At 73.4% G+C, this 22277-nt stretch carries 19 protein-coding genes; 9 read left to right on the top strand and 10 right to left on the bottom strand.

The annotated features are described in order from the left end of the window. The 5 genes from ABZ659_RS21580 to ABZ659_RS21560 all read right to left on the bottom strand — a co-directional run. The coding region (locus ABZ659_RS21580; protein WP_158693198.1) for a chorismate synthase at positions 1-86 on the bottom strand (86 nt) is incomplete at its 3' end. A 19-nt stretch (positions 87-105) separates the two neighbouring features. Next, on the bottom strand, positions 106-2010 hold the full coding sequence (locus tag ABZ659_RS21575; RefSeq protein WP_360222347.1) for an anthranilate synthase family protein: 1905 nt from the start codon (positions 2008-2010) through the stop codon (positions 106-108). Beyond that, positions 2007-2648, bottom strand: a complete 642-nt coding sequence (locus ABZ659_RS21570; protein WP_360222344.1) for an isochorismatase family protein — start codon at positions 2646-2648, stop codon at positions 2007-2009. Before ABZ659_RS21570 ends, ABZ659_RS21575 begins: the two co-directional genes overlap by 4 nt. A gap of 53 nt (positions 2649-2701) precedes the next feature. Further along, positions 2702-4132 carry a lyase family protein gene (locus ABZ659_RS21565; RefSeq protein ID WP_360222341.1) on the bottom strand — a complete coding sequence of 477 codons (1431 nt, stop codon included), beginning with the start codon at positions 4130-4132 and terminating at the stop codon, positions 2702-2704. Beyond that, on the bottom strand, positions 4129-6108 hold the full coding sequence (locus ABZ659_RS21560) for an FAD/NAD(P)-binding protein (protein ID WP_360222338.1): 1980 nt from the start codon (positions 6106-6108) through the stop codon (positions 4129-4131). The genes ABZ659_RS21565 and ABZ659_RS21560 overlap by 4 nt, the downstream gene beginning before the upstream one ends. A 195-nt stretch (positions 6109-6303) precedes the next feature. Between ABZ659_RS21560 and ABZ659_RS21555 the strand changes: the two genes are divergently transcribed. The 3 genes from ABZ659_RS21555 to ABZ659_RS21545 all read left to right on the top strand — a co-directional run bounded on the left by ABZ659_RS21555 (position 6304) and on the right by ABZ659_RS21545 (position 9153). Next, positions 6304-7290: an NADPH:quinone reductase gene (locus ABZ659_RS21555; protein ID WP_360222335.1), complete on the top strand. Its 987-nt coding sequence runs from the start codon at positions 6304-6306 to the stop codon at positions 7288-7290. A gap of 9 nt (positions 7291-7299) precedes the next feature. Further along, positions 7300-8505: an FAD-dependent oxidoreductase gene (locus tag ABZ659_RS21550; RefSeq protein WP_360222332.1), complete on the top strand. Its 1206-nt coding sequence runs from the start codon at positions 7300-7302 to the stop codon at positions 8503-8505. 102 nt (positions 8506-8607) lie between these two features. After that, entirely contained in the window at positions 8608-9153 is a 546-nt protein-coding gene (locus tag ABZ659_RS21545) for an SRPBCC family protein (RefSeq protein WP_360222329.1), read from the top strand. Between the two features lie 117 nt (positions 9154-9270). Here the strand turns inward: ABZ659_RS21545 and ABZ659_RS21540 are convergent, their stop codons facing one another. Then, positions 9271-10296 (bottom strand): Gfo/Idh/MocA family oxidoreductase, encoded by a 1026-nt coding sequence (locus tag ABZ659_RS21540; protein WP_360222326.1) that lies wholly within the window; start codon positions 10294-10296, stop codon positions 9271-9273. Between the two features lie 259 nt (positions 10297-10555). Here ABZ659_RS21540 and ABZ659_RS21535 point away from each other — a divergent pair, with 259 nt between their 5' ends. Further along, entirely contained in the window at positions 10556-11161 is a 606-nt protein-coding gene (locus ABZ659_RS21535) for a TetR family transcriptional regulator (protein ID WP_360222323.1), read from the top strand. 384 nt (positions 11162-11545) lie between these two features. Here the strand turns inward: ABZ659_RS21535 and ABZ659_RS21530 are convergent, their stop codons facing one another. The 3 genes from ABZ659_RS21530 to ABZ659_RS21520 all read right to left on the bottom strand — a co-directional run bounded on the left by ABZ659_RS21530 (position 11546) and on the right by ABZ659_RS21520 (position 14057). After that, entirely contained in the window at positions 11546-12328 is a 783-nt protein-coding gene (locus ABZ659_RS21530; protein WP_360222320.1) for a glucose 1-dehydrogenase, read from the bottom strand. Beyond that, entirely contained in the window at positions 12325-13029 is a 705-nt protein-coding gene (locus ABZ659_RS21525) for an HAD family phosphatase (protein ID WP_360222317.1), read from the bottom strand. The genes ABZ659_RS21530 and ABZ659_RS21525 overlap by 4 nt, the downstream gene beginning before the upstream one ends. 71 nt (positions 13030-13100) lie before the next feature. After that, the gene (locus tag ABZ659_RS21520; RefSeq protein WP_360222314.1) at positions 13101-14057 is read right to left on the bottom strand and encodes a ScbA/BarX family gamma-butyrolactone biosynthesis protein; all 957 of its coding nucleotides are present in this window, start codon (positions 14055-14057) and stop codon (positions 13101-13103) included. Between the two features lie 109 nt (positions 14058-14166). On the opposite strand from ABZ659_RS21520, the gene ABZ659_RS21515 reads away from it, so the two are divergent. The 5 genes from ABZ659_RS21515 to ABZ659_RS21495 all read left to right on the top strand — a co-directional run bounded on the left by ABZ659_RS21515 (position 14167) and on the right by ABZ659_RS21495 (position 20372). Further along, entirely contained in the window at positions 14167-14853 is a 687-nt protein-coding gene (locus ABZ659_RS21515; RefSeq protein WP_360222311.1) for a ScbR family autoregulator-binding transcription factor, read from the top strand. A 276-nt stretch (positions 14854-15129) separates the two neighbouring features. Continuing rightward, the gene (locus ABZ659_RS21510; protein ID WP_360222308.1) at positions 15130-15996 is read left to right on the top strand and encodes a BTAD domain-containing putative transcriptional regulator; all 867 of its coding nucleotides are present in this window, start codon (positions 15130-15132) and stop codon (positions 15994-15996) included. Between the two features lie 72 nt (positions 15997-16068). Next, on the top strand, positions 16069-17979 hold the full coding sequence (locus tag ABZ659_RS21505) for a helix-turn-helix domain-containing protein (RefSeq protein WP_360222305.1): 1911 nt from the start codon (positions 16069-16071) through the stop codon (positions 17977-17979). Between the two features lie 383 nt (positions 17980-18362). Further along, positions 18363-19532, top strand: coding sequence for a 3-deoxy-7-phosphoheptulonate synthase (locus ABZ659_RS21500; protein ID WP_360222302.1), 1170 nt, complete (start codon positions 18363-18365; stop codon positions 19530-19532). Positions 19533-19598: 66 nt separating this feature from the next. Then, positions 19599-20372: a 2,3-dihydro-2,3-dihydroxybenzoate dehydrogenase gene (locus ABZ659_RS21495; protein WP_360222299.1), complete on the top strand. Its 774-nt coding sequence runs from the start codon at positions 19599-19601 to the stop codon at positions 20370-20372. 162 nt (positions 20373-20534) lie between these two features. Here ABZ659_RS21495 and ABZ659_RS21490 read toward each other — a convergent pair whose 3' ends face one another. Continuing rightward, positions 20535-22136, bottom strand: coding sequence for a carboxylesterase family protein (locus ABZ659_RS21490; protein WP_360222296.1), 1602 nt, complete (start codon positions 22134-22136; stop codon positions 20535-20537). Positions 22137-22277 lie beyond the last annotated feature (141 nt).

Genomic DNA, 22277 nt, shown 5'->3' with positions numbered 1-22277 from the left:
GGCACGCCGGCGGGAAGGCCCTCCAGCGTCGCGACGAGTGCGGGACCATGGGACTCCCCCGCGGTCAGCCAGCGCAACCTGCTCAACGGTGCTCCCCGGAGACGATCAGCGCCCGCACGGCCACAGCACCCCTGACAGCGCGTCGCCGACGATGCGTACCCCGTCCTGGGTGAGGACGGACTCGGCGTGGAACTGCATCGAGGCGAATCCCGGCCCGCGCAGCGCGTGCACCTCCGCCGTGTCGGCGTCCCGGCTCGTCTCGACGACGCCGGTACCGGGGACCTCGAACAGGTCCCTCGGGCTGCGGGCGGCGAACGTGTTGTAGAAACCGACCCGTTCCCGCGCGCCGAACAGGTCGATCTCCCGCTGGACGCCCTGGTGGGGCTCCGGGCGCCGGACGAGTTCCAGCCCGAGCAGGGAGCTGAGCACCTGGTGGCTCAGGCACACGGCGAGGAAGGGCCGCTCCTCGTCCAACAGGGTCCGGATCGCTGACCGCAGGTGCCGGATCTTCGGATGGCCCGTGTCACGGGGGTCGCCGGGGCCGGGACCCATCACGACGACGTCGTAGCCGTCGAGGGAGTACGCCTCGTCGAAGCGGCGGACCGTCGGGGTGAGCCCGATGGCGCGCAGTTGGTGGTCGATCATCGAGGTGAACGTGTCCTCGGCGTCGACCACGAGCACGCGTCGCCCGGCCAGTTCGGGCCGTCCGGCGGACGGGGTGCCGCGCGTGCTCAGCCAGAAACCGGCGACGGTGCGGTTGCGCTGTTCGAGCGCCGCGCGCACCCGGGGGTGGTCGGCGAAGCCCGGCGTCCCCGCGGTGCCGAGCGCGGCGAGGAGACCGGCTGCCTTGGCCCGGGTCTCGGCCACCTCCGACCCGGGGTCGGAGTGGCGTACCAGCGTGGCGCCGACCCCGATGCCCAGTCGCCCCGAGGCGTCGATCTCGGCGGTGCGGATGAGGATCGAGGAGTCCAGGGTGCGTCGGCCCCGCTCGTCCCGTCCGATCAGCGCGGCGACCCCACTGTAGTAGCCGCGTCCCCGGGGTTCGTACCGGTTGATCACCCGGCAGGCGCTCTCCAGCGGGCTGCCCGTCACGGTGGGCGCGAACATCGTCTCGCGCAGGATCGTGCGGGGGTCGTGGCCACTGGTGCCCTCGATGAAGTACTCGGTGTGCGCGAGCCGTGTCATCTCCTTGAGGCGGGGGCCGACGACCCGGGGCGCCGGGTCGCAGATCCGCGCCATCATCTTCAGCTCCTCGTCGACGACCATGTACAGCTCGTCGGTCTCCTTGCGGTCGGCGAGGAACTCCAGCACCTCGGTCAGCTCCGGGCCCGACGGCGGGTACCGGTAGGTGCCGCTGATCGGGTTCATCACGGCCCGGCCCGCGTGCAGGCTCACGTGCCGTTCGGGGGTGGCGCCGACGAAGGTGCGCTCCCCGGTGTGCACGAGGAAGGTCCAGTACGCCCCCTGCTCCCGCTCCAGCAGCCTGCGGAAGAAGGACAGCGCGCTGGCCGGGGTGTAGTCGGTGATGTCGGCGACGAACGACCGCTTGATGACGAAGTTCGCTCCCTCGCCGGTGCCGATCTCGTCGGCGATCACCTTGCGGACGATGCCCGCGTACTCGTCGTCGTCCAGGTCGAACCGGCCGCCGCGCAGAGCGACCGACTGGTCCGGCAGCCGACGCAGCGCCTCGTCGACGGGGAGTGCGGTCTGCTCGTCGACGGTGACGACGACGAGGGGTGCCCCGTCGTCGGTGCAGGCGTAGCCCCGCTCGGCGACCTGGCGGAAGGGCACCAGCGCCAGGACGTCGTGCCGGACTCCGGAGGACGGGTCCCCGCGGTCGGCGAGGGGGACGCGGGCGAGGGTGTCCACCGTGGACGCCGTGCCCGTCAGGACCTCCAGGGTCTCCGGCCCGGCCGTCTCCGGGCGGTACAGCAGGGCGAAGGCGGAGGGTGCGGAGCGCAGGATCCGGTCGAGCAGGTCGGGTTCGCGGGAGGAGGTCGCCTGCGTCATCGTTCGAGCTCCGCTGTGAGCGACTTGGTGGTGGTGACGACGGCACACCGCTCGGCGGCGTAACGGAGCGCCCGCCGGTGGTGGTCTTCGGTGAAGTCAGCGACGGCGTCGGCGACCAGGAACGTCTGGATGTCGTGGGTGAAGGCGTCGACGGCGGTCGTGAGCACCCCGATGTGCGCGTACACCCCGCACAGGACGAGCTGGTCACGGCCCCGGGAGCGCATCCGCTCCAGCAGGTCGGACCGGAAGAACGCGCTGTAGCGCCACTTGGCCAGCATCCAGTCGTCCGGGGCGGGGGCCAGCGGCGCGACGACCTCACGGTCGGCCGGGTCGACCCGCATCCCCGGTCCCCAGAAGTCCTTGAGCAGACCGCGCTGTTCCTCGGTCATGCCGCCCGGCTGGGCCGTGTAGGCGACGGGCATCCCGGTGGCCACGGCGCTTTCACGCAGGCGGGCCGCGTTGCCCACGAGGTCGGTGACGGGTGCCTCACCGGCGGGGAACTTCCGCAGGAAGAAGCGTTGCATGTCGTGGATGAGGAGGACCGCTCGGTCCGGATCGGCCTGCCAGGGGGCCGTGTTGGCGGGCAGCTCGCCTGTCTGGGGCATCGGATAGGGCTCGATGGGGGGTATCCCTGCCATGTGTCTTCCTCGTGTCGGCATCGGCTGTCGGACGCGGGCGGCCCGGGACCCGGTCAGGTGGTCAGAGCGCGGTCCACCAGGCCCCCGGCCGCTCCCGGGTAGGTGGTGGGATCGCAGAGCTCCGCCAGTTCCGCGGCGGTGAACCACCCGGCCGCGTCGGCCTGTCCGGACGTCTCCGCCAGTTCGGCCAGGACGGCCAGGAGCGGTCGGCCGGTCGCGGCCGCCTCGGTGGAGGCACGGGTGAGCAGGTGCCGGGCGCGGACCCGGCCGAGACGGGGCGTGAGCCGGGCGGCGATCCGCTCCGACACGACCTGACTGCCGGTCAGGTCGAGGTTGGCCCGCATCCGCCCGGGGTGCACCTGGAGCCCGGTGGTCAGCTCGACCGCCGTGTGCGCGGCGCCGCCGACCAGCCGCAGGCACTCCCGCAGCGGCAGCCACTCGGCGTGCCAGGCGCCGGCGGACCGTTCGTCCTCCGTGACCAGGCAGTGGGTCAGCACCGAGGCCAGCGCGGGCACCTGGAGCGCGGCGGCGCGCACCATGGTGGCGAGGACGGGGTTGCGCTTGTGGGGCATCGCCGAGGAACTGCCGCGGCCGGTCACCGCGGGTTCGGTGACCTCACCGATCTCGGTCCGGGCCAGGTTCTGCACGTCCACGGCGATCTTGCCCAAGGCCCCGGAGGCGCAGGCGAGGGCCGCGGCCAGGTCGGCGAGGGGCGTGCGCAGCGAGTGCCATGGCAACGCGGGCACCGCCAGGCCGGTCTCCTCGGCGAACGCCTCGGTGAGGCGGACCGCGTAGGCGCCCCCACCGCCGCCGTCCCCGGGCGCCCCGTCGATGGCCGCGTACTCCAGATAGCCCGCGAGCGTGCCCGCCGCGCCGCCGAGGGAGACCGGCAGCCCCTGCTCGGCCACCCACGCCAGGCGGCGGTCCGCGGCACGCAAGGCTTCCCGCCACCCGACGGCCTTGAGGCCGAAGGTGGTCGGGACGGCGTGCAGCGCCAGGGTCCGGCCGGCCATGGGGGTGTCGCGGTGGACCCGGGCCAGGTTGCCCAGCGCGTCGATCGACGTGCCGAGGGCGGTGCGCACCAGGCCCAGGGCACGTCGGGTCACCAGCATGGCCGCGGTGTCGAGGATGTCCTGACTGGTGGAGCCGCGGTGCACGTACTCGGCGGCGGCCGGGTCCACCTCGGCGACCCGGCGGGTGAACAGCCGCACCAGGCCCACCACGGGGTTGGCGCTCTCCCGGCAGGCCAGGGCGAGGGCCCGGGTGTCCGGTTCCGTCGTGGCGGCCGTCTCGGTGATGACCCGCGCCGCGGCGGCGGGAACGGTGCCCAGTCGGGCCTGGGCCCGAGCCAGCGCCGCCTCGGTCTCCAGCATGGCCCGCACCCAGGCGGGGTCGTCCACCGCCGCCTCCACGGGGGTACCCGCCCGCACGGGGGAGAGCAGTCCGGTGTCGGGGGCCGACGGCTCCCGCGGAACGCCCGTCACACGATCACCCCGGCGAGGTCGGCCTCGTCCAGCGCGGGCCGGACTTCGAGGGGTACCTGGGACAGCGGCGGCAGGGCCAGTACGGCCCGCGCGATGGCGTCGGAGTCCCCGAGAGTCACCGAGTCCACGCCGGGGCGGATCCCGGCGGCCGTGACCCAGTGCACCGCCTCGGTCGGCACGCCGAAGGCGAAGCGCCGCGGATGCGCTCGGCCCCGGGCGTCGAGGAGGTGGTACGGGCGCTCGGTGACGGCCAGGCCGCCGGTCTCGTACGTGGTGCCGCAGGCGCCGGTGATGCGGTAGGGCCCGGCCTGCTCGGTGGCGAGCAGATGCCTCAGCAGCGGGTCCCGGGTGCGGCGGACGTCGGGTTCGGGCAGTCGCGCCTCGATCAGCGCACGGGCCCGTACGGGCGGGCCGGGGACGGTGCTGGACTGGGCGACGAAGGACGGGTTGGTCGTGTCGAAGCGGATCTGGGTGCCGGGCCCGGTCAGGGTCAGCACGCCCGCGTCCAGCAGCGCGATCATCTCCTCGATCCGCGAGACGGGCGGGCCGATGGAGAGGAAGGCGTTCAGCGGCGTGTACCACCCCTCGACGTCGTCCCGGTAGGAGTTGCCGTCGATGCCGCCGTGGTCGACGGCGAGCCGGATCTCGTTGCGCAGGTCCCGCAGCACGTCGAGCGCGGCCTTGACCGGCCCGTCGACATTGCCCGCCCGTGCCTCGCGCACGTCCGCGGCGAGGTACTCGCGCAGCCACGCCTGGAACGCGTCGCGGTCGGCGAACCCCTTCCCGGCCAGCGGGGAGATGAGCCGCTCCCAGTCCCAGCGGGCCGCGGGCTCGATACCGGCGGACTCCAGCAGCGCGACGGGGTCCTGGTCCGGGCCGAGGGCCAGGTAGGCGTCGGTGAAGGCGGCTCCGTCCCGACCCCGGGAGGCGAGCAGGGTGGCGTAGTAGACGCTCTCCACCTCCCGCCTGATCAGCGGCCAGAGATCCTGCGCGAAGTAGGGCCGCCGCGCGTCCGCGGAGGCGGCCCGCAGTCGCTCGATGTAGTCGGTGGTCAGCAGCCGCGGGTGGTAACGGCCGTGCGCGCCCTTCTGGTTGGCGCCGCGCGCGTGGTACGGCACCCCGCGGCGGGACGACGCGTACATCACCGGCTCCCGGCCGCTGGGCCGGTAGGTGAGCGTCCCGTCGGGCTCCCTGTCGAACGTGCCGCCGCGGCCGAGCGTGAGCAGTGCCATGTAGTCGAAGAAGTTGAGCCCCAGACCGCGCAGCAGCACCGGTTCACCGGGCCGGACGCCCCCGAGGTCGGCGTCGGCCGGGTTGGTGGGGGTGATGTAGGTCAGGTAGTGGATGCGGGCGAGGGCCGCGGTCCGTTCCTGCCGGGCGGTGAGCCGGGCGGGTACGTGGCCCTGGGCGAGCACCACCGCGTCCAGGCCGTTGAGCCGGGTGCCGTCGGCGAGCCTGACCCCCTGTGGACCGCCCCGCACACCGTGGGTGTCGGACATGGCGACCGCCTCGGACCGGTGCACGTGGACCTTCACGTGGTCCGGCGCGCGGGCCACGATCTGCCGGAAGCAGTCGCGCAGGTAGTGACCGTAGAAGGCCCGGGAGGGGTACGAGTCGGGCTCCAGCCGACGGGCCTCCGCGAGGGTCTCCTCGTCGTAGTCGTGCCCCCGCACCCCGAGCAGGGCCAGCTGCTGGGCCCATTCGTACAGGCTCGGCCCGGGCTCGACCGGGCCGTGGATCCGCACGCTGTCGTCGGTGAAGACGGTCACCTGTGAGGCGACGGTGTTCATCAGCAGGTGACGGGACTGCTCCTGGCGCCAGACGCGGCCCGCGCCGGGGGCGTGGGGGTCCACCAGGTGGACCACGACCGCCGCGCCCGACGGCGCGTGCCGCTCACTCGCGCACAACCGCTCCAGCACGGACAGTCCTCGCGGGCCCGCACCGACGATGCAGACCTCCACACACCTTCGGGTCATGTGCGTGTCTCCTCACCACTCCGCGAATTCCCGTGGAGAACTTCCGGTCGGGGACCCGGGTGGGTCAACGCGGGCCGGGCCGGTACGTCAAGTCAGGGGCCCCGCGGGATGGCGGACGCAGCCGCGCCGCCGGGGACTTGACGCATTCCGGCGCGGGACGTGCCCGTTCGGTCCGGGCGCCGACAGTCTGAGGCCATGCGTGCTGCCTACATCCCAGAACTCGGACCCGCTGAGGAGATCCGCTACGGCGAACTGCCCGAACCGCGCCCAAGCCCGACCGATGTGCTCGTCGAGGTGCTGTGCACCACGGTCAACCCGGTCGACACCTTCGTCCGCTCGGGCCTGTTCCGGACCCCGGTGCCCTTCCCGCTGGTCGTCAGCCGCGATCTCGTCGGCACGGTCGTCGAGGCCGGTCCGGGCGCCCCCGGGTTCGCCCCGGGTGACCTGGTGTGGAGCAACAGCCTGGGCCACGGTGGCCGTCAGGGCGCCGCCGCCGAGCGCGCCGTGGTGCCCGCCGACCGGCTGTACCACCTGCCGTCCGGCGTCGACCCGGAGCGGGCCGTCGCCGTACTGCACCCCGCGGCCACCGCTTACCTCGCGCTGTTCACCCATGCCCGGGTCCGGCCCGGCGAGACGGTGTTCGTGGCCGGCGGGGCGGGGAACGTCGGCTCCGCCGTGGTGAGCCTGGCCGTGGAGGCGGGTGCCCGGGTGGTGGCCACGGCCTCCGCCGCGGACGCGGCGTACGTCAGCGGGCTCGGCGCCGCCCGCGTGCTGGACTACCGGGACCGGGACCTCGACGAGGCCGTGCGGGCGGCGTGCCCCGACGGGATCGACGTCCACGTGGACACCTTCGGGCTGAACGACCTGCCCACGGCGGTGGAGCAGTTGGCGCCGCGCGGCCGGATCGTCCTGCTGGCGGGTGTCGGCGCGCGGCCGACGCTGCCCGTGGGGCCGTTCTACATGAAGGACGCCTCGATCCTCGGTTTCGTCATCTCCCACGCCACGACCGACCAGCTCGGCGCGGCGGCGGCCGAGATCAACCGGCTGCTCGGGGCGGGGCGGCTTCGCCCGCGGTACGTCGAGCGCGTCCCGCTGAGCGCCATGGCCGAGGCCCACCTGCGCCTGGAGAAGGGCGAGTTGCGCGGCCGCCGACTGATCGTCCGTCCCGACCTTGACCGTTAGGAGACAGCTGTGGCACACGTCGTAGTCGTCGGTGGCGGCATCGGCGGACTGGCCGCCGCGGTGGCCCTCGCGCGGTACGGGCACCGGATCACGGTGCTGGAACGCCGCGCCGAGTTCACCGAGCTGGGCGCCGGCATCCAGCTCGCCCCGAACGCCTACCACGCCCTGGACCGGATCGGCGTGGGCCACGAGGTGCGGGCCCGCTCCGTCTTCGTCGACGCGTTGCGACTGTTCGACGGCACCACCGACGAACTGGTCAACGCCATGCCGCTCACCGAGGGGTACCGCCGTCGCTTCGGCAACCCGTACGGGGTGGTGCACCGCACCGACCTGTACGCGCCGCTGCTCGCCGCCTGCCGCGAGCTGCCGGAGGTCGAGTTGGCCACGGGCGCCCGGGTGACCGGGTACGACCAGGACGCGGCCGGAGCGGTGGCCGTGCTGGCGGACGGGTCCCGGGTGCGGGCCGACGTCCTGGTCGGCGCCGACGGCATCAGGTCCGCCATCCGCGCCCAACTGGTCGGCGACGGTGAGCCGAGGGTGTCGGGGCACACGATCTACCGATCCGTGATCCCGATGGAGAAGGTGCCCGAGGAACTGCGGCAGAACGCCGTGTGTCTGTGGGCGGGCCCCCGCTGGCACTTCGTGCACTACCCGATCAGTGGCGGCCGTGAACTGAACCTCGCCGCGACCAAGGACGACGGCGCCCGGACGGTCGTCACCGGAGAGGCCGTCGAACGCGGTCTGGTCCTCGACGAGTTCCCCGGACTGGGGAGGAGCGCGGGACGGCTGCTGGCGCTCGGCGACGACTGGCGCCGCTGGGTGCTGTGCGACCGGGACCCGGTGGACACCTGGGTCGACCGGCGGGTGGCGCTGCTCGGGGACGCCGCGCACCCCATGCTCCAGTACGCCGCCCAGGGTGCCTGCCAGGCGCTGGAGGACGCGGTGCTGCTGGGCGGGCTGCTCGGCCGGACGGACGGCGACCAGGGGGCGGCCGGGGATCCGGTGCCGCTGCGGCTGGCCGCCTACGGGGCGCTGCGGCGTGCTCGCGCGGGGCGGGCCCAGCGCGTGGCCCGGTACATGGGCGAGGAGGTCTACCACCCCGCCGGGGTCGCGGCCAAGGAACGCAACGCCACCCTGTCGGCCTTGTCCGTGGACGAACTGCACGAGGAGGTCGCGTGGCTGCACGGCGACCGCGCGTTCCACCGCGCCGCCTGACCGGGCCCCGCGGCGCACCACCCGGGATAGGCCCTTCTGTTGACCCGCGCGTGCGGCTCGGCACGGATCGCGGATGTTCCTGGAGAGAGTGAGGAGAGAACGATGACCGATCACGAGCGCGACGGCGTCACCACTTTTCAGGTGCGCGCCCAGGTGTTCGTCGCGGCGCCTCCCGAGACGGTGTACGAGGCCGTGAGCGACCTGTCCCGCAGTGGTGAGTGGAGCGTCGAGTGCCAGGGCGGCACGTGGGTCCGGGGCGAACCGTCGACGGTGGGCGCCGTCTTCGAGGGCAAGAACGTGCGCGGTCCGGAGGCCGTGCCGTGGGCGCCGGTGATCCGCGGTGAGTGGACCACCCGGGCCGAGGTGGTCGAAGCCGTGCCGGGCAGGGTGTTCCGCTGGGTCATCCTCACCGAGGCCGGGGAGCGGCAGGAGAGCACCTGGTCCTTCGAGATCCAGCCCGCCGAGGGGGGCAGCACCCTCATCCACCACTACCGGCTCGGCAGGCTGACCGAGGGCCTGGCGAAGATCTTCCGTTCCGGGCTGGACGAGGCCGGCCGGAAGCGCTTCGTCAAGGAGTGGAACGCCAAGCTCGCCTCGGACGTGGAGCAGACGGTCCAGCGGATCAAGGCCGTCATCGAGCACGGCTAGGCCCTGGGGCCCCCGCTGTCCAGGCCCGCCCGCACGCCGCTTCCCGCCGTGCGGGCGGTTCCTCTTCCGCACGGCGGAACGCCCGGCCGGGACGACCGGCCGGGCGTTCCCGGGGTGTCACCCCTTCGGATACACGGGGAGGGCCCGCGCACCGGACTCGAACAGCGCCTCGACCACCCTGGCCTGCTCCACGGCGTCCGCACGGCCGTACACCGGGTCCTCACCCTTCCTGATCGCGGTGGACACCGCGTCGAACTGGAGGCGGGAGACCGCGTACGGGTCGCCGCAGCGGTACTCCCCGTCCGGGTCCACGGCGAGGTACTCGCTGACCGGGTCGGCGTGCGGCGGCGGCCCCTGCCGCTGAAGTTCGACACGCCGGACGTCCCGGCAGAACCACGGGTCCTCCAGGACGAGCCGACCGGTGGTGCCGACGATGTGCAGGGCGTCCCCGCGGCACACCTCCTGACCGACCTCGAACTGGGCCAGCACGTCACCCGGCATCCGCAGGGTGGCGGCGAAGTTGTGGTCGGCCTCGCCGTCCCTGCGCACCTCCTCGGCGTAGACCCGCTCGGGCGTTCCCCCGTACATCCGGATCGCCGCCAGGGTGAAGGCACCGAGGTCGAGCAGGCCCCCGCCGCCGCGCTCGGGGAAGCGGCGGAAGTAGTCGGGCGGGAGGCTGGCGGTGCAGGCGGCGTAGAGGTAGCGCAGCTCACCGATGAGCCCTTCGTCCAGCAGCCGCTTCGCCAGCAGGTGCTGGGGGTGGTGACGGAACATCACCCCTTCGGTGCAGACGCGCCCGGCCGCCTCGGCCGCGTCGAAGACCCGCTCGGTGTCGGCGGCGGTGAGGGCGAGCGGCTTCTCGACCAGGACGTGCTTGCCCGCCTGGAGCGCCTTGACCGCCCACTCGGCGTGGTCCACCGGGTCCAGGGCGATGAAGACCGCCTCCACCTCATCGTCGGCGAGGAGTTCGGCCCGACTCGGGTAAGCCCGCGCGATGGTGTGGGTCTCGGCGTAGGCTTCGGCCGACCGCGCGTCGTCGTGCGCGACCGCCACGAACTCTGTCGTGTGGGAGGACGCCTTGGCCTTCATGGCCACGTCGGCGTACCCGCCGGTGGCCAACAGGCCCCAGCGCACCTTGCTCATGTCCGTGATCCCTTCCGGGGCCCGGCGGGCCCTCGAACCACCTTGCGCGAGGGGGCCGTTGACCGGACAGGCAGGACCTCATACTCCGTCAAGTACCGCGTCCTAGGGGCGACAGGGACGTCCTTGAGGTAAAACGATAGAGGGCGGTCGCTTTTTTTACTTCTCGCGGGCCCCCCGCACGCCCCCGTCCCGCGAGGACTCCCCTCGGATCGTTCCGGTCCGTCGTCCAGACAGCCCCTGTCACTCTTCGGAGAGGAACATGGCGAAACAGGAGAGAGCCCTCAAGACACGTCACGCGCTCGTACGGGCAGCCGCGACACGGTTCGACCGTGACGGCTACGCCGGCGCGTCCCTGTCACAGATCCGCGACGCGGCGCGGATATCCATGGGGGCGCTGACCTTCCACTTCTCGTCCAAGGCGGAACTGGCCGACGCCATCGAGGGCGGCGCACGGGCGATGATCGCCGAGGTGGTGGAGCAGGTGAGCGCGAAGGGGACGCCGAGCCTCGACCTGGCGGTCGAGCTGACGCTGGAACTGACGCGGCTGCTTGAGGAGCAGGAGATGGTGCGCGCGGCGGCGCGGCTGGCCCGGGAACGGCCGGGCAGTCCCGAGTGGTCGTCGGCCTGGGTGCCGGCGCTGCGGCGGATGCTGGAGCAGCTCCAGCGCGAGGGGAGCCTGCGTCCGCCCGCCTCCCCGGAGCGGGTGGCCGCGCTCGCGGCGTGCCTGGTCGAGGGGATGGACATCGTGCTGCGTCGGCGCGCGGACCCCGCGACGGCGTCGACGGTGCCGGTGAGCGCCGTGGAGGAACTGGCCCAGATGTGGGGGCTCATCCTGACGGGTCTGCGGCCGGGACCGTCAGGATGAGCCCTGGGACGGGCAGGCAGAGCGGTGAGGAGCGGCGGCGGCCCGGGCGGACACGGCCGGGCGGACACGGCCCGGGCGGAGGCGGCCCCTACGGCAACGGACCGCGCGACACCGGTTCGGACGGCGGTGGCCCGGACGGCACCGGCCCCACGGCAGGGGACCGGGCAGCACGGGCCCACACACCAGCGGACCCGGCGTCACCGGTTCCGGCGGCGGTGGCCCCACGGCAGCGCACCGGACAGCACGGGCCCACACACCAGCGGCCCCGGCGACACCGGTTCCGGCAGCGGTGGCCCCACGGCAGCGCACCGGACAGCACGGGCCCACACACCAGCGGTTCGGGCGGCGGAGTGGCGGACGCGTCCGCCACTCCGGCCCTGGCGGTCAGACGGCCGTCCTGCCGCCGTCCACCGGTACGGCGGCACCCGTGACGAACGACGAACGCTCGCTGCACAGCCAGGCCGCCGCCTCCGCCACCTCCCGAGGGTCGGCGATGCGCCGCTGTGGTGTGCGCCCGGCGAAGCCCGCCTCCGCCGTCGGGCCCTCCGCCAGGGCGGCGTCCAGCAGTTCCGTCCGGGTGGCGCCGACCACCAGCGCGTTGGCACGGATGCCGACCGCGGCGTACTCCTTCGCCACCGCCTTGGTCAGTCCGACGACCGCGTGCTTGGCGGCGACGTAGGGCGCGATGGCGCTGCTGGCCAGGACGCCCGCCGTGCTGGCCGTGTTCACGATCGCGCCGCCCGACTCCAGCATCGGCGGGATCTGGTGCTTCAGGCAGTTCCACACCCCGCGCAGGTTGACGTCGAGGACGCGGTCGAAGACGGCGTCGTCCGTCTCGTGCACGCGGCGGCCCATGGGGGTCCAGCCAGCGTTGTTGAAGGCGGCGTCGAGCCGTCCGAAGGCGTCGACGGCCTGCCGCACCACCCTGCCGACATCCCCGCCGCGGCAGACGTCGCCCGGCGCCGCCAGGGCCTGCCCGCCCAGGCCACGGACCTCCTCGGCGACGGCGTCGAGGAGCTTCGCCCGGCGGGCCATCAGCACCACCGTGGCCCCTTCCGCGGCGAACACCCGTGCCGCCGCGGCTCCGATGCCGCTGGAGGCACCGGTGATCATGACGACCTTGCCGCTGAGCAGTGCCGGGCCGCCCGTCGCGCCACCCCCGCTCACGGCCACCCGCCCCAGCAGGTTCCCTCCGCCGCCTCCGCGTCGATCCGCAGCAGCAGTTCCTCGTCCACGGCGTCCAGTGAGTCGACGAGGTGCCGGACCCCGGCCTCTTCCATCAGCGTGCGCTGGAAGCTCGCGTGGTACGTGCTGGGGTGTCCGACGAAGGGGGTGCGCAGCCTCCTGGCCTCCTCGGCGACGCGGGCCACGTCGTCGATGAACAGCACCTGGTCGTGGGCGAGTCCGAAGAGATCGCTGGTTATCTCCTTCAGCCCCGGCCTGAAGGAGTTGGTGCACACGTAGTGCGGCGGGGCGAAGTACCCCGTCAGCGCGCCGAGGTAGGTGTCGAAGTGCTCGTTGTCCAGGCCGCCGTAGCAGATCACCCGGGCACCGAGGGAGCGGATCCGGGCCAGCAGTTCCACCGCCCCGTCGAGGAGCCGGACGGGATTCTCGTCCAGGTACTGGTTCCGCGCCTCGAAGTAGAGCCGCAGCGCCTCGGAGCCGGAGACGTCGACACCGGCCGCGGCGGCCAGTTCGGGGCCGGCCACGCTGCGCGGCTGGGAGAAGATGCGCCGTTCGACGTCGGCCGTGTAGCGGCCGCCGCGGCTGGTGATGAACTCGTGGATGACAGGGCTGAAGGTGTCGTTGAGCAGCACACCGTCGATGTTCAGGGACACCAGACGAAGCTGCCGAAGACGCGGTGACATGTGCGCTCCGGGAACAGGCATGGGGGGGGGAGGTGATCAGGGAGAGGTGACGAGCGCCGCGACGTGCCCGTTCAGACGGTGGCGGCGTCCCGGAAGAAGGCCGTGGCCTGGAAGGCGCTGCGACCGCCCTGTTCGGCGCGGACCTCCACGTCGCCGCGGGCGCCGCCGTGCTGGGCGGCCGTCGCGGGCACGTCCACCCAGCAGGGGGCGTCGAACTCGATGTACCGGTCGAAGGTGATCTCGACTCCCGTGAGGAAACCGGGGCGTTCACCGTGCCGGGCGGCGAGCGCGGCCTGACGCACGGCTTCGATGCTCAGCATCCCGGGCACGTGGTCCAAGGGGTGGTCGAAGAGGGTCGGGTGGCTGGTGTCGACCCGCAGCCGCCAGGTGTGGGCCGGGTCGCCCGCCGGGGAGAGCACGATGTCCTGCGTCCGGTCCCGGCCGACCAGCGGCCCGGGGGCGGGTGGGGTGGGGGCGGGGGCGGCGGCGAAGACGGCTTCCTTGTCGGCGTACCTGCCGCGCAGCCGCCGGTAGACCTCGCCTACGCGGCACCAGAACCGCGTCTCGGACCATCCGGCCAGGGACTCCCCGCGCCACACCTCGGTGCGCACCCTCATGGACGTCGGCAGACCGGCGCGGAAGCGTATGTCGTCGCACACCGTGCGCAGTTCCAGCTCGGCGGGTCTGGTCGTCACCTGGAGGGCCTCGGGCCGGACGTGGAAGCCGAAGAAGACCCAGCCGCACTCGTAGCTGTGGGGCAGGCCGTACTCGCAGTGGAGAAGCAGCGGCACCGACTGGCGTACGGTCTCGGCCAGGAGCAGCGGGTCGTGCAGGCCGTGTTCGGGGGTGAAGAACGCGTGTCCGCGAGGCCACTGGGCGGTGACGGTGAAGGTGTCCGCGCCGGTGCGTTGCCAGCCGGTCAGGAAGACCTCCGACAGCGCGGCCCGGTGGACATGCTCCCTCGCCACCGTGGTGGTCAGCCGGGGCCCGTCGGTCGCTAAGGCAGGTCGTGCGGCTAAAGCGGTCATCTGCTTCTCTCCGTTGAGAAACGCTGGTTACCCGTTTCTGGCGTCCTGAGCTGCGGTGATGTAAATATAAAGGATGACCGTTATTTTGTCGACGAAGCGAAGTTGACCCATGCGCGAACCCAAACAGGAACGAGCAGTCAGGACCCGGGCGATCATTCTGCGAGCCGCGGCCGAGGTCTTCGACGAACTCGGCTTCAGCGGCGCCAACATCCGTGAGATCACTCACCGCGCCGGGATCACCCAGGGCGCCATGTACTTCCACTTCAAGTCGAAGGAGGACCTGGCGCGGGCCCTGATGAAGGCCCAGCCGAGCACTGTGCTTCCGCACACGGCGACCAGCGGACTCCAGGGACTGGTCGACCTGACCCTCGTCTGGTCCCACCAGTTGCGCCAGGACGTGCTCCTGCGCGCGGGCGTACGCCTCACCGGGGAGCAGAACAGCTTCGGCGTGCACGACGCCACCCCCTACCGGGAGTGGGCCGAGGTGCTGGCGGAGCGCCTGCGGGAGGCCCGCGCACAGGGCGAACTGGCCGACCACGTCGACATCGGGTCGATGGCCGACTTCGTGGTGAGCGCCTGCACGGGTATGCAGATGTACTCCCAGGTGGCCACCGGACGGCAGGATCTGTCGGAGCGCGTGGTGGCCATGTGGCAGCACCTGCTGCCGGCGCTGTGCACCGGGGAGGCCCGGGCGTCGATCGACGCCAGCGCGTCCCGGGCGGAGGCCCTCACCCACAGCGGTGTTCCCGTGGGTGAACGCATCGCGCCCAGCGTGCTCGCGTCGAGAGGGCGCTGAGGCGTCGGCGATCCCGGTAGCGCCGACACCCCGGGGCCTGCCGCACCGGGCCCCGCGCCGCCGGGCGCACGCAGGGACGAGCCGTCATCACTGTGGGAGCTCAACGGTATTCGATAAAAAAATCGATCGTTCTGTATTATTCTTGGGGCGTGACGGCCACCGCCACCCAGCGCGCCGACCGTCACCCGGTCCCGGCCACTTCCGCCCAGGAACGGCCGCCGACGTCGACCCGGACCACTCAGGCACTCGCGTTCGCACACGAAGTGAGGGAGTTCCATGGCGGGCAGACCCACACCCCAGGGGCGGGCGACGGAACTGGCCCCGGGCCGGGCTCCGTTGGACATCAAGATCCTCGGTCCGTTGCGGGTCACCGTGGGCGGCATGGCCGTCCAACCACCCGACGTGGCGTCCTGGCGTCTGCTGGCGCTGTTCGTGGTACACGCGGACCACGTGGTGCCCACCCACGTGATGACGGAGGAACTGTGGCCCGACGGCCCGCCACCCGGGGCCGAGTCCGAACTGCACCGGCGGATCAGCGACCTGCGGGACCGGCTGGCACGGGCCGACGAGAGCGTCCCGCGCCATGACGGTCCGGTGTCTTCCCGGGGCGCCACCGGCACCCGGCTGACCGCGGCCCCGGGCGGGTACCGGCTCGACTGCGCGCACGCCACCGTGGACGTACGGCAGTTCTGGCGCGACTCGGGCGCGGGTTTCCGCGCCCTGGCGGCCGACGACGTGGGGACCGCCGCGCACCGGCTCGGGTCCGCGCTGCGCCTGTGGACGGGGGACGCGCTGGCGAACGTACCGCTCGGGCCCCGGCTGCGCCGGGAGGCCGCACAGCTGGCGGCGGCTCGGGCGCGAGCCGCCGAACAGTGGTGGGAGGCCGAACAGCGGCTCGGCCGCCGTGAGCAGGCCGCGGAGCTGGTGGGCGCCACCGCCCAGGCCAGCGGGCGCGAAGGGTTCTCCACCGCTGCCTCCCCCGCCGGGCCGCACCACGGGGCGCTCGGCGCGGAGGCCGTCGAGATGTTCGAGTGGGTGCGCAACACCAGGCACCTGCCCTGGTGGGGAACGCCCGACGGCCCGTCCCGCGCGCCCCTCGCGGCGGCCGGGGCGCGGGAGGAGTGGCGGCTGACCACACGATGACCTGACCGGACGACGCGCGGGGGTTGGGTCCGCCGGGCGCTGTCATTCATCGGCCTACCGGGGGAAGGTTCCGTGCCGCACCGCACGCTGACACAGGATCACGTACTCAGTCTGCTGGGTCTCCTCGCCGAGGAGGCCGCTCCCGCCCGGTTCGAGGAGGTCCTCCAACGGGCACGCCAGGACGAGACCGCCGAGCCCCCCGGCTACCTCGACCACGTCGGCGACCTGGCACTGCGGGTCCGCGCGCTGATAGGCGACCAGCGGCGGCGCGAGGCCGAACTCACGGCCCTCGTCGACGCCGCGCGTGAGCTGTCCGCCCAGGGCGACCTGGCTGGGCTGCTGGACATCCTCACCAAGAAGGCCCGCAGCCTGCTGGGCCTGTCCATCGCCTACGTGAGCCTGCGCGACGGCCCACAGGCGTCGACCGTACGCGCCTCGGACGGCGAGACCACCGCGAGCAACGTCGGACGCGTCACCCCCAACCGGTACGGGATAGCGGGGCTGATCCACCAGAAGAAGACCGCGGTGTGGACCGCCGACTACCTGGAGGACGACCGGTTCGCGCATGACGACGCCATCGACTCCTTCGTACGGACCGAAGGGCTGCGGGCCGTACTGGGCGTACCGCTGCGCCGTGGTGACGTCGTCTTCGGGGTGCTCTTCGGCGCGGACCGCAGGGTGCGCCACTTCACGCCCGGCGAGGTGAGTCTGCTGTTCTCGCTGGCCGACCTGGCGGCCGGACCCATCGAGCGGACCCAGCTGCTCGCCGGGGCCCACGCCGAGGTCAGCGACCTGGAGCGGGACCGGTCGCGGTTCCGGACGGCGCTGACCTCGCTGCGCCACATGCTCGACGTCCACCACCGCGCCTTCGACCTGGTGCTCGGCGGATGCGACATGCGGGCCCTGATGACGGCCGTCTCCCTCGCCCTCGACGGCGCGGTGGTACTGCGCGACTCGGGCGGGCACACCGTGGCGTCGAGCGGCGAGATACCGGGCCTGCCTCCGGCGGTCGCGGACACCGCGGCCCTGGAGGCGCACACGCGTGGCGAACCCGTCCGGCACGCCGACAACACCTGGACGGTGCCTCTGGTCGCCGCCGACGAGAACCTCGGCGTCCTGACCGTGCGGCCGGAGCTGCCCCTCGTCGACGACGACGCGCCTCTGCTGCGGCTGGTCGCGCAGACCATCACCGTCGCGGTGCTGCTGCAACGCGGCGCCGTGGACGGCCCCGGGAAGGACGACCTGCTCGACGACGTGCTCGCCGAGCCGGCGCACCCCCACCGGTTCGCCCAGCGGGCCCGGCGGCTCGCGGTGGACCCGGACGCCCCGCACGTGCTGGTGGTGGCCCGCCCCGAGGGCGCGGAACTGGGCCGGGCCACGGTCTGGGCCTCGTCGTACGCCAGCCGTCTGTCGGGGCTGAAGACCGTGCGCGACGGCTGTGTGGTGCTGCTGTTACCCGGCGAGGACGCCGCAGCCGCCGCGCGCAAGGTCTCCTCGGCGCTGTCACCGCTGCTGGACCGCCCGGTCTCCGTGGCGTCGGCGGGCCCGGCGCCGGGGACAGCCGCGGTTCCGGGCCTGTACCGGGAGGCGATGCGGACCCTGGACGCGCTGACCCTCCTGCACGGACCGGGCGCCACGGCCGCCACCTCCGACCTGGGCTTCCTGGGACTGCTGCTCTCTGACGACCATGACGTCGACGGCTTCGTCCGATCGACCATCGGACGAATCCTCGACTACGACGACAACACCCCCGGGGAACTGGTCAAGACCCTCCAGGTGTACTTCGACTCGGGCAACAACCAGCGGCTCGCGGCGGACCTGCTGCATGTGCACCCCAACACCGTGGCCCGGCGCCTGGAGAGGGTGACACAGCTGCTCGGCGACGACTGGCAGCGCCCGCACCAACGCCTCCAGATCCAGCTGGCCCTGTTGGTCCATCGCGCCCGCACGGCCCTGGCGAGGCCGTCTACCGGGCGCCGCTGACCGGCCCGACCGGCGACCGTTCCCCGCCCCCGGTCCCGTCCGCGACGCCAGCGGGCCGTCCCGTACGGCGCCGTCCTCCGCGGCGGATCCGGCCGGGGCTCCGCGCTGCCGTGCGCGTCCACGTGGACGGACTTGACGCACGGGGAGCCGACTTGACGCAAAGCCACGTCAGCCGTTGGTGACGGTGCCCGGGCCGTTGACGATCGGAGTGTCGAGTGGGCCCGGCGGCGCCGTCCCGCGCCGCCGCCCGCGGGCGGCCCCGCCATCGGGGCGGACAGCGGGGCCGCCCGCACCCGTTCCGCGGGGCCGCACCCACGCACCGCACGTCCCGCGTCCGGCCGCCGACGGCAGCACACCGCTCACCGTCAGTCAGGGAGACCTCAGTGGACCACACTCAGCTTGGAATACGGCACAAAGCCGCGCAGCAGCAGCCCGCGTGGGAGGACAGCGAGCAGATCGACCTGGTGCGCACGGAACTCAGTATCCGTCCCCCGCTGGTCGCCGCTGACGACATCCACACCCTGCGCGCCCACCTGGCCCGGGTCGCCGCGGGCGAGGCCCACGTCATCCAGTGCGGGGACTGCGCCGAGGACCCGGCCGAGAGCACGGCGGCCCAGGTGCACCGCAAGACCGCCGTGCTGGACCTGTTGGCGGGCGCGCTCAAGATGATCACGCACAAGCCGGTGCTGCGCGTCGGACGCATCGCGGGCCAGTTCGCCAAGCCCCGCTCCCAGCCCACCGAGGTGGTGGACGGCCGGGAACTCCCCGTCTACCGGGGCCACTTGGTCAACTCCCCCGATCCGGACCCCGAGCAGCGCCGCCCGGACCCGCTGCGGCTGCTCACCGGCTACATGGCGGCCAGTGAGATCACCCGGCACCTGGGCTGGGACGCGACGCGTCCGGCACACCCGGAGCCGCGGGTGTGGACCAGCCATGAGGCCCTGCTGCTGGACTACGAACTGCCCCTGGTCCGCAAGGGCGACGACGGTCGCCGACTGCTGGCCTCCACGCACTTCCCCTGGATCGGCGAGCGCACCCGCCAGGCGGACGGCGCGCACGTGGCGCTGCTCGCCGAGGTCGCGAACCCGGTCGCGTGCAAGGTCGGCCCGGCAGTGAGCGAGGACGAGCTGCTGGGGCTGTGCCGCCTGCTCGACCCGCAGCGGGAGCCCGGTCGGCTCACCCTGATCGCCCGGATGGGCGCCCGGACGGTCAGCGAACGGCTGTCGGCCCTGGTTCGCGCCGTACGGGCCGCCGGGTTCCCGGTGATCTGGCTGTGCGACCCCATGCACGGCAACACCGTCAAGACGCCCACGGGCCACAAGACCCGGTTCCTGGAGTCCATCGAGCGGGAGGTGCGGGCCTTCCGGTACGCGGTGGCGGAAGCCGGCGGGGTGGCGGGCGGTCTGCACCTGGAGACCACTCCGGACGATGTCACCGAGTGCACCCAGTCCGTGGAGACCGCACACCGGGTGCCCGACTGCTACACCACCCTCTGCGATCCGCGGCTCAACCCGAGCCAGGCCATCTCGGTAGTCACCGCCTGGCAGTCCTGAGTCCCGGTTCCGCTCCCCCAGCGTCCCCTCGCCCCGGCCGGGGCGACACACCACGGAGGTCGAAGGATGCACGGCAAGGTCGCGCTCGTCACCGGAGCGGCGGGCGGCATCGGAGCCGCCACGGTCCGCGCGCTCGCGTCACGCGGCGTTCGGGTCGCGGCGGTCGACCGCGACGGGCAGGGTCTGCGCGAGCAGGCCGGGAAACTGGCCGCGGACGGGCTCACCGCCACCCCCTTCCCGCTCGACGTCACCGAGGCCCGCGAGGTGGAGGCGGCGGTCAGCCGGATCGAGGACGGACTCGGCCCGGTGGAGTACCTCGTCAACGCCGCGGGCGTGCTGCGGCTGGGGACGGCGACCGGCTACGAGGACGCGGACTGGCAGACCACGTTCGCGGTCAACGTCGACGGTGTCTTCCACGTGTCCCGGGCGGTGGTGCGGCGCATGGTACCCCGGGCGTCCGGCGCCCTCGTCACGGTGGCGTCCAACGCCGCGGTGACACCGCGCGTCGGCATGGCCGCCTACGCCGCGTCCAAGGCGGCGGCCGCCATGTTCACCAAGTCGCTCGGTCTGGAAGTGGCACGGCACAACATCCGGTGCAACGTGGTCCAGCCCGGGTCGACCGACACCCCGATGCTGCGCGCCATGTGGGGGCCCGACGACGGCGCCGCCCGCGCCACCGTGGAGGGCGACCCCGCCGCCTTCCGCGTGGGCATCCCGCTCGGCCGGGTGGCTCAGCCGGAGCAGGTGGCCGAGGCTGCGGTGTTCCTGCTCTCCGACGAGGCGGCCCAGATCACGCTCCACTCCCTGACGGTGGACGGCGGCGCGTCGCTGGGCGCCTAGCTGTCTTGCCCTGTGAGGTTCGGGACGCGGCTGACGGGTGGGTGGCCGCCGAGTGCGGTGTGGCAGCGGTGGTGGTAGGTGTGCCGCAGACGCGGGGCGGGCGGGGCGGCCTGCCGCCCCGCCCGCCCCGCGTTCGCCTGCGGGTCGCAGCCCGCGCGGCTCTCAGGCCGGGAGCCAGTCGACGTCGTCCCAGAAGCGCAGTTGGCGCAGCTTGGACGGGGCCGCGACGCGGGCCACGCCGGGCCCACCGAGCACCAGCGCGCTGGGGCTGCCGGGGCGGTACTCGGGCCAGCGCGGGGTGTGCGGGCTGCCGGGCTCGGCACCCCGGGCGAAGGAGGCCACGAGGTCGACGAAGGCGTCCGAGACCCGTCGCTCCAGAGGGCTGTCGCCGAACTGGTCCACGAAGGCCGGGTGGGCGTGCGAGCCGAACAGGAACTTCGAGGTGGCGTCGTGCGGGGTGCCGAAGTGGGGCGGGCGGACGGGGTGGGCGAACTCCATCACGTACTGCGACGAGGTGCCCTGGCGTGCGTGCCGCTCGGCCAGCCGCACGATCTGGTAGCGGAAGACCGCGTCGCCCCAGATCTCCGTCCACAGCGAGAGCGGGTCGGCGGGCCGCTCCTCCTCCGCGGCGGCGTCCCGGTAGGCGCGCAGACAGGCGTCGGGGAGGTGGTCGTCGACGTGCGGGGCGCACTTGAGCATCACGTCGCGGACGGCGGCGCGCAGTTCGTCCTCGGTGCGGGGCGCTGGCGGGGCGGGCGGGAACGAGACGCTGTGCGGGTCGGTGAAGAACGAGCCCTCGGTGCGGTTGTGCACGGACATCACGGGCACCGTCGGCGGCGACGGCTCCGGTGCCACCCCCGTGGCCGGGTCCACCACCGGGCCGCGGTACTCCCGTCCACTGCTGAGCGGGCGCCGCTCGGGCGGCCCGTCGAACAGGGCCGTCCACGCCCGTTGCAGGACGGCCGCGGGCACGGTCCGCAGTCCGGGCACGGTCGTGCCCAGGTCGGCGGCGAGACGCTCGTACGCCGACGCGGCGTCCTGCGGGGTGAGCGACAGCGCCGGGGCCCAGGGACGGCTGGCGCTGATGGCGATGAGTCGGCGGGCGATGCCGCGGGTGCCCTCGGCACCGACCAGCAGACGGGCGGTGACCGCGCCCGCGGAGGTGCCGCACAGGGTGATGTTGCCCGGGTCGCCGCCGAACGCCTCGGCGTTGTCCCGTGCCCACCGCAGCAGCGCGGCCTGGTCCTGAAGGCCCCAGTTGGCGGTGAGTCCGGTGGCGGGGTCGGCGAGTTCCTCGTGCAGTCCCCAGCCGAAGGCCCCGAGCCGGTAGTTGAAGTTGACGACGACGAGCCCGCCCAGCGCGGCTGGCTTGGCCCCGTCGAAGGTGGGGACGCTGCCGGCGCCGACCTGCCAGCCGCCGCCGTGGACGTAGACCAGGACTGGCAGGCGTCCGGCCGGGTCCGGCGTCCAGACGTTGGCGTACAGCGCGTCCTCCGCGCTGCCGGGGTCTCCGGGCTGGAGGAAGGCCGGGGCGAAGGAGGTGGCGTCGCGGACGCCGGTCCAGGGACGCGCCGGGCGCGGGGAGGCGAAGCGCAGGGCGCCGACGCAGGGTTCGGCGTACGGGATGCCGCGGAAGACGCACAGCGGGCGCCCTCGGTAGGGCTCCGTGGTCCCGCGGACCAGACCGGTTCGGGTGCGCACCAGTGGGCCGGGCCGGGGGGCGAGAGGGGCGGCCGGCGCGTCGGGGGTCAGGCCGGATGTCATGGTTCGGGCACTCCTCGGAGGTAGGGGACGGTGGGCAGGCGTCCGGCGTGCGAGGGGCCCCGGCGTCGCCGGGGCCCGGAGGTCCGGTGGGTGGGTTCCGCCCGTGCCGTGCCACCCGCCCCGGCGGCACGCCGGCCGCCC

The sequence above is a fragment of the Streptomyces sp. NPDC006997 genome (genome assembly GCF_040635175.1).
GTDB lineage: Bacteria > Actinomycetota > Actinomycetes > Streptomycetales > Streptomycetaceae > Streptomyces.
Note: the sequence above shows the minus strand (reverse complement) of the source record. Positions and strands in the feature narration are given on the sequence as shown.

Bases quoted from the DNA above. Each gene is read 5' to 3' on its own strand.
- ABZ659_RS21575 (WP_360222347.1), bottom strand. From the start codon at position 2,010: ATGACGCAGGCGACCTCCTCCCGCGAACCCGACCTGCTCGACCGGATC.
- ABZ659_RS21570 (WP_360222344.1), bottom strand. From the start codon at position 2,648: ATGGCAGGGATACCCCCCATCGAGCCCTATCCGATGCCCCAGACAGGC.
- ABZ659_RS21560 (WP_360222338.1), bottom strand. From the start codon at position 6,108: ATGACCCGAAGGTGTGTGGAGGTCTGCATCGTCGGTGCGGGCCCGCGA.
- ABZ659_RS21555 (WP_360222335.1), top strand. From the start codon at position 6,304: ATGCGTGCTGCCTACATCCCAGAACTCGGACCCGCTGAGGAGATCCGC.
- ABZ659_RS21545 (WP_360222329.1), top strand. From the start codon at position 8,608: ATGACCGATCACGAGCGCGACGGCGTCACCACTTTTCAGGTGCGCGCC.
- ABZ659_RS21540 (WP_360222326.1), bottom strand. From the start codon at position 10,296: ATGAGCAAGGTGCGCTGGGGCCTGTTGGCCACCGGCGGGTACGCCGAC.
- ABZ659_RS21535 (WP_360222323.1), top strand. From the start codon at position 10,556: ATGGCGAAACAGGAGAGAGCCCTCAAGACACGTCACGCGCTCGTACGG.
- ABZ659_RS21525 (WP_360222317.1), bottom strand. From the start codon at position 13,029: ATGTCACCGCGTCTTCGGCAGCTTCGTCTGGTGTCCCTGAACATCGAC.
- ABZ659_RS21520 (WP_360222314.1), bottom strand. From the start codon at position 14,057: ATGACCGCTTTAGCCGCACGACCTGCCTTAGCGACCGACGGGCCCCGG.
- ABZ659_RS21515 (WP_360222311.1), top strand. From the start codon at position 14,167: ATGCGCGAACCCAAACAGGAACGAGCAGTCAGGACCCGGGCGATCATT.
- ABZ659_RS21510 (WP_360222308.1), top strand. From the start codon at position 15,130: ATGGCGGGCAGACCCACACCCCAGGGGCGGGCGACGGAACTGGCCCCG.
- ABZ659_RS21495 (WP_360222299.1), top strand. From the start codon at position 19,599: ATGCACGGCAAGGTCGCGCTCGTCACCGGAGCGGCGGGCGGCATCGGA.
- ABZ659_RS21490 (WP_360222296.1), bottom strand. From the start codon at position 22,136: ATGACATCCGGCCTGACCCCCGACGCGCCGGCCGCCCCTCTCGCCCCC.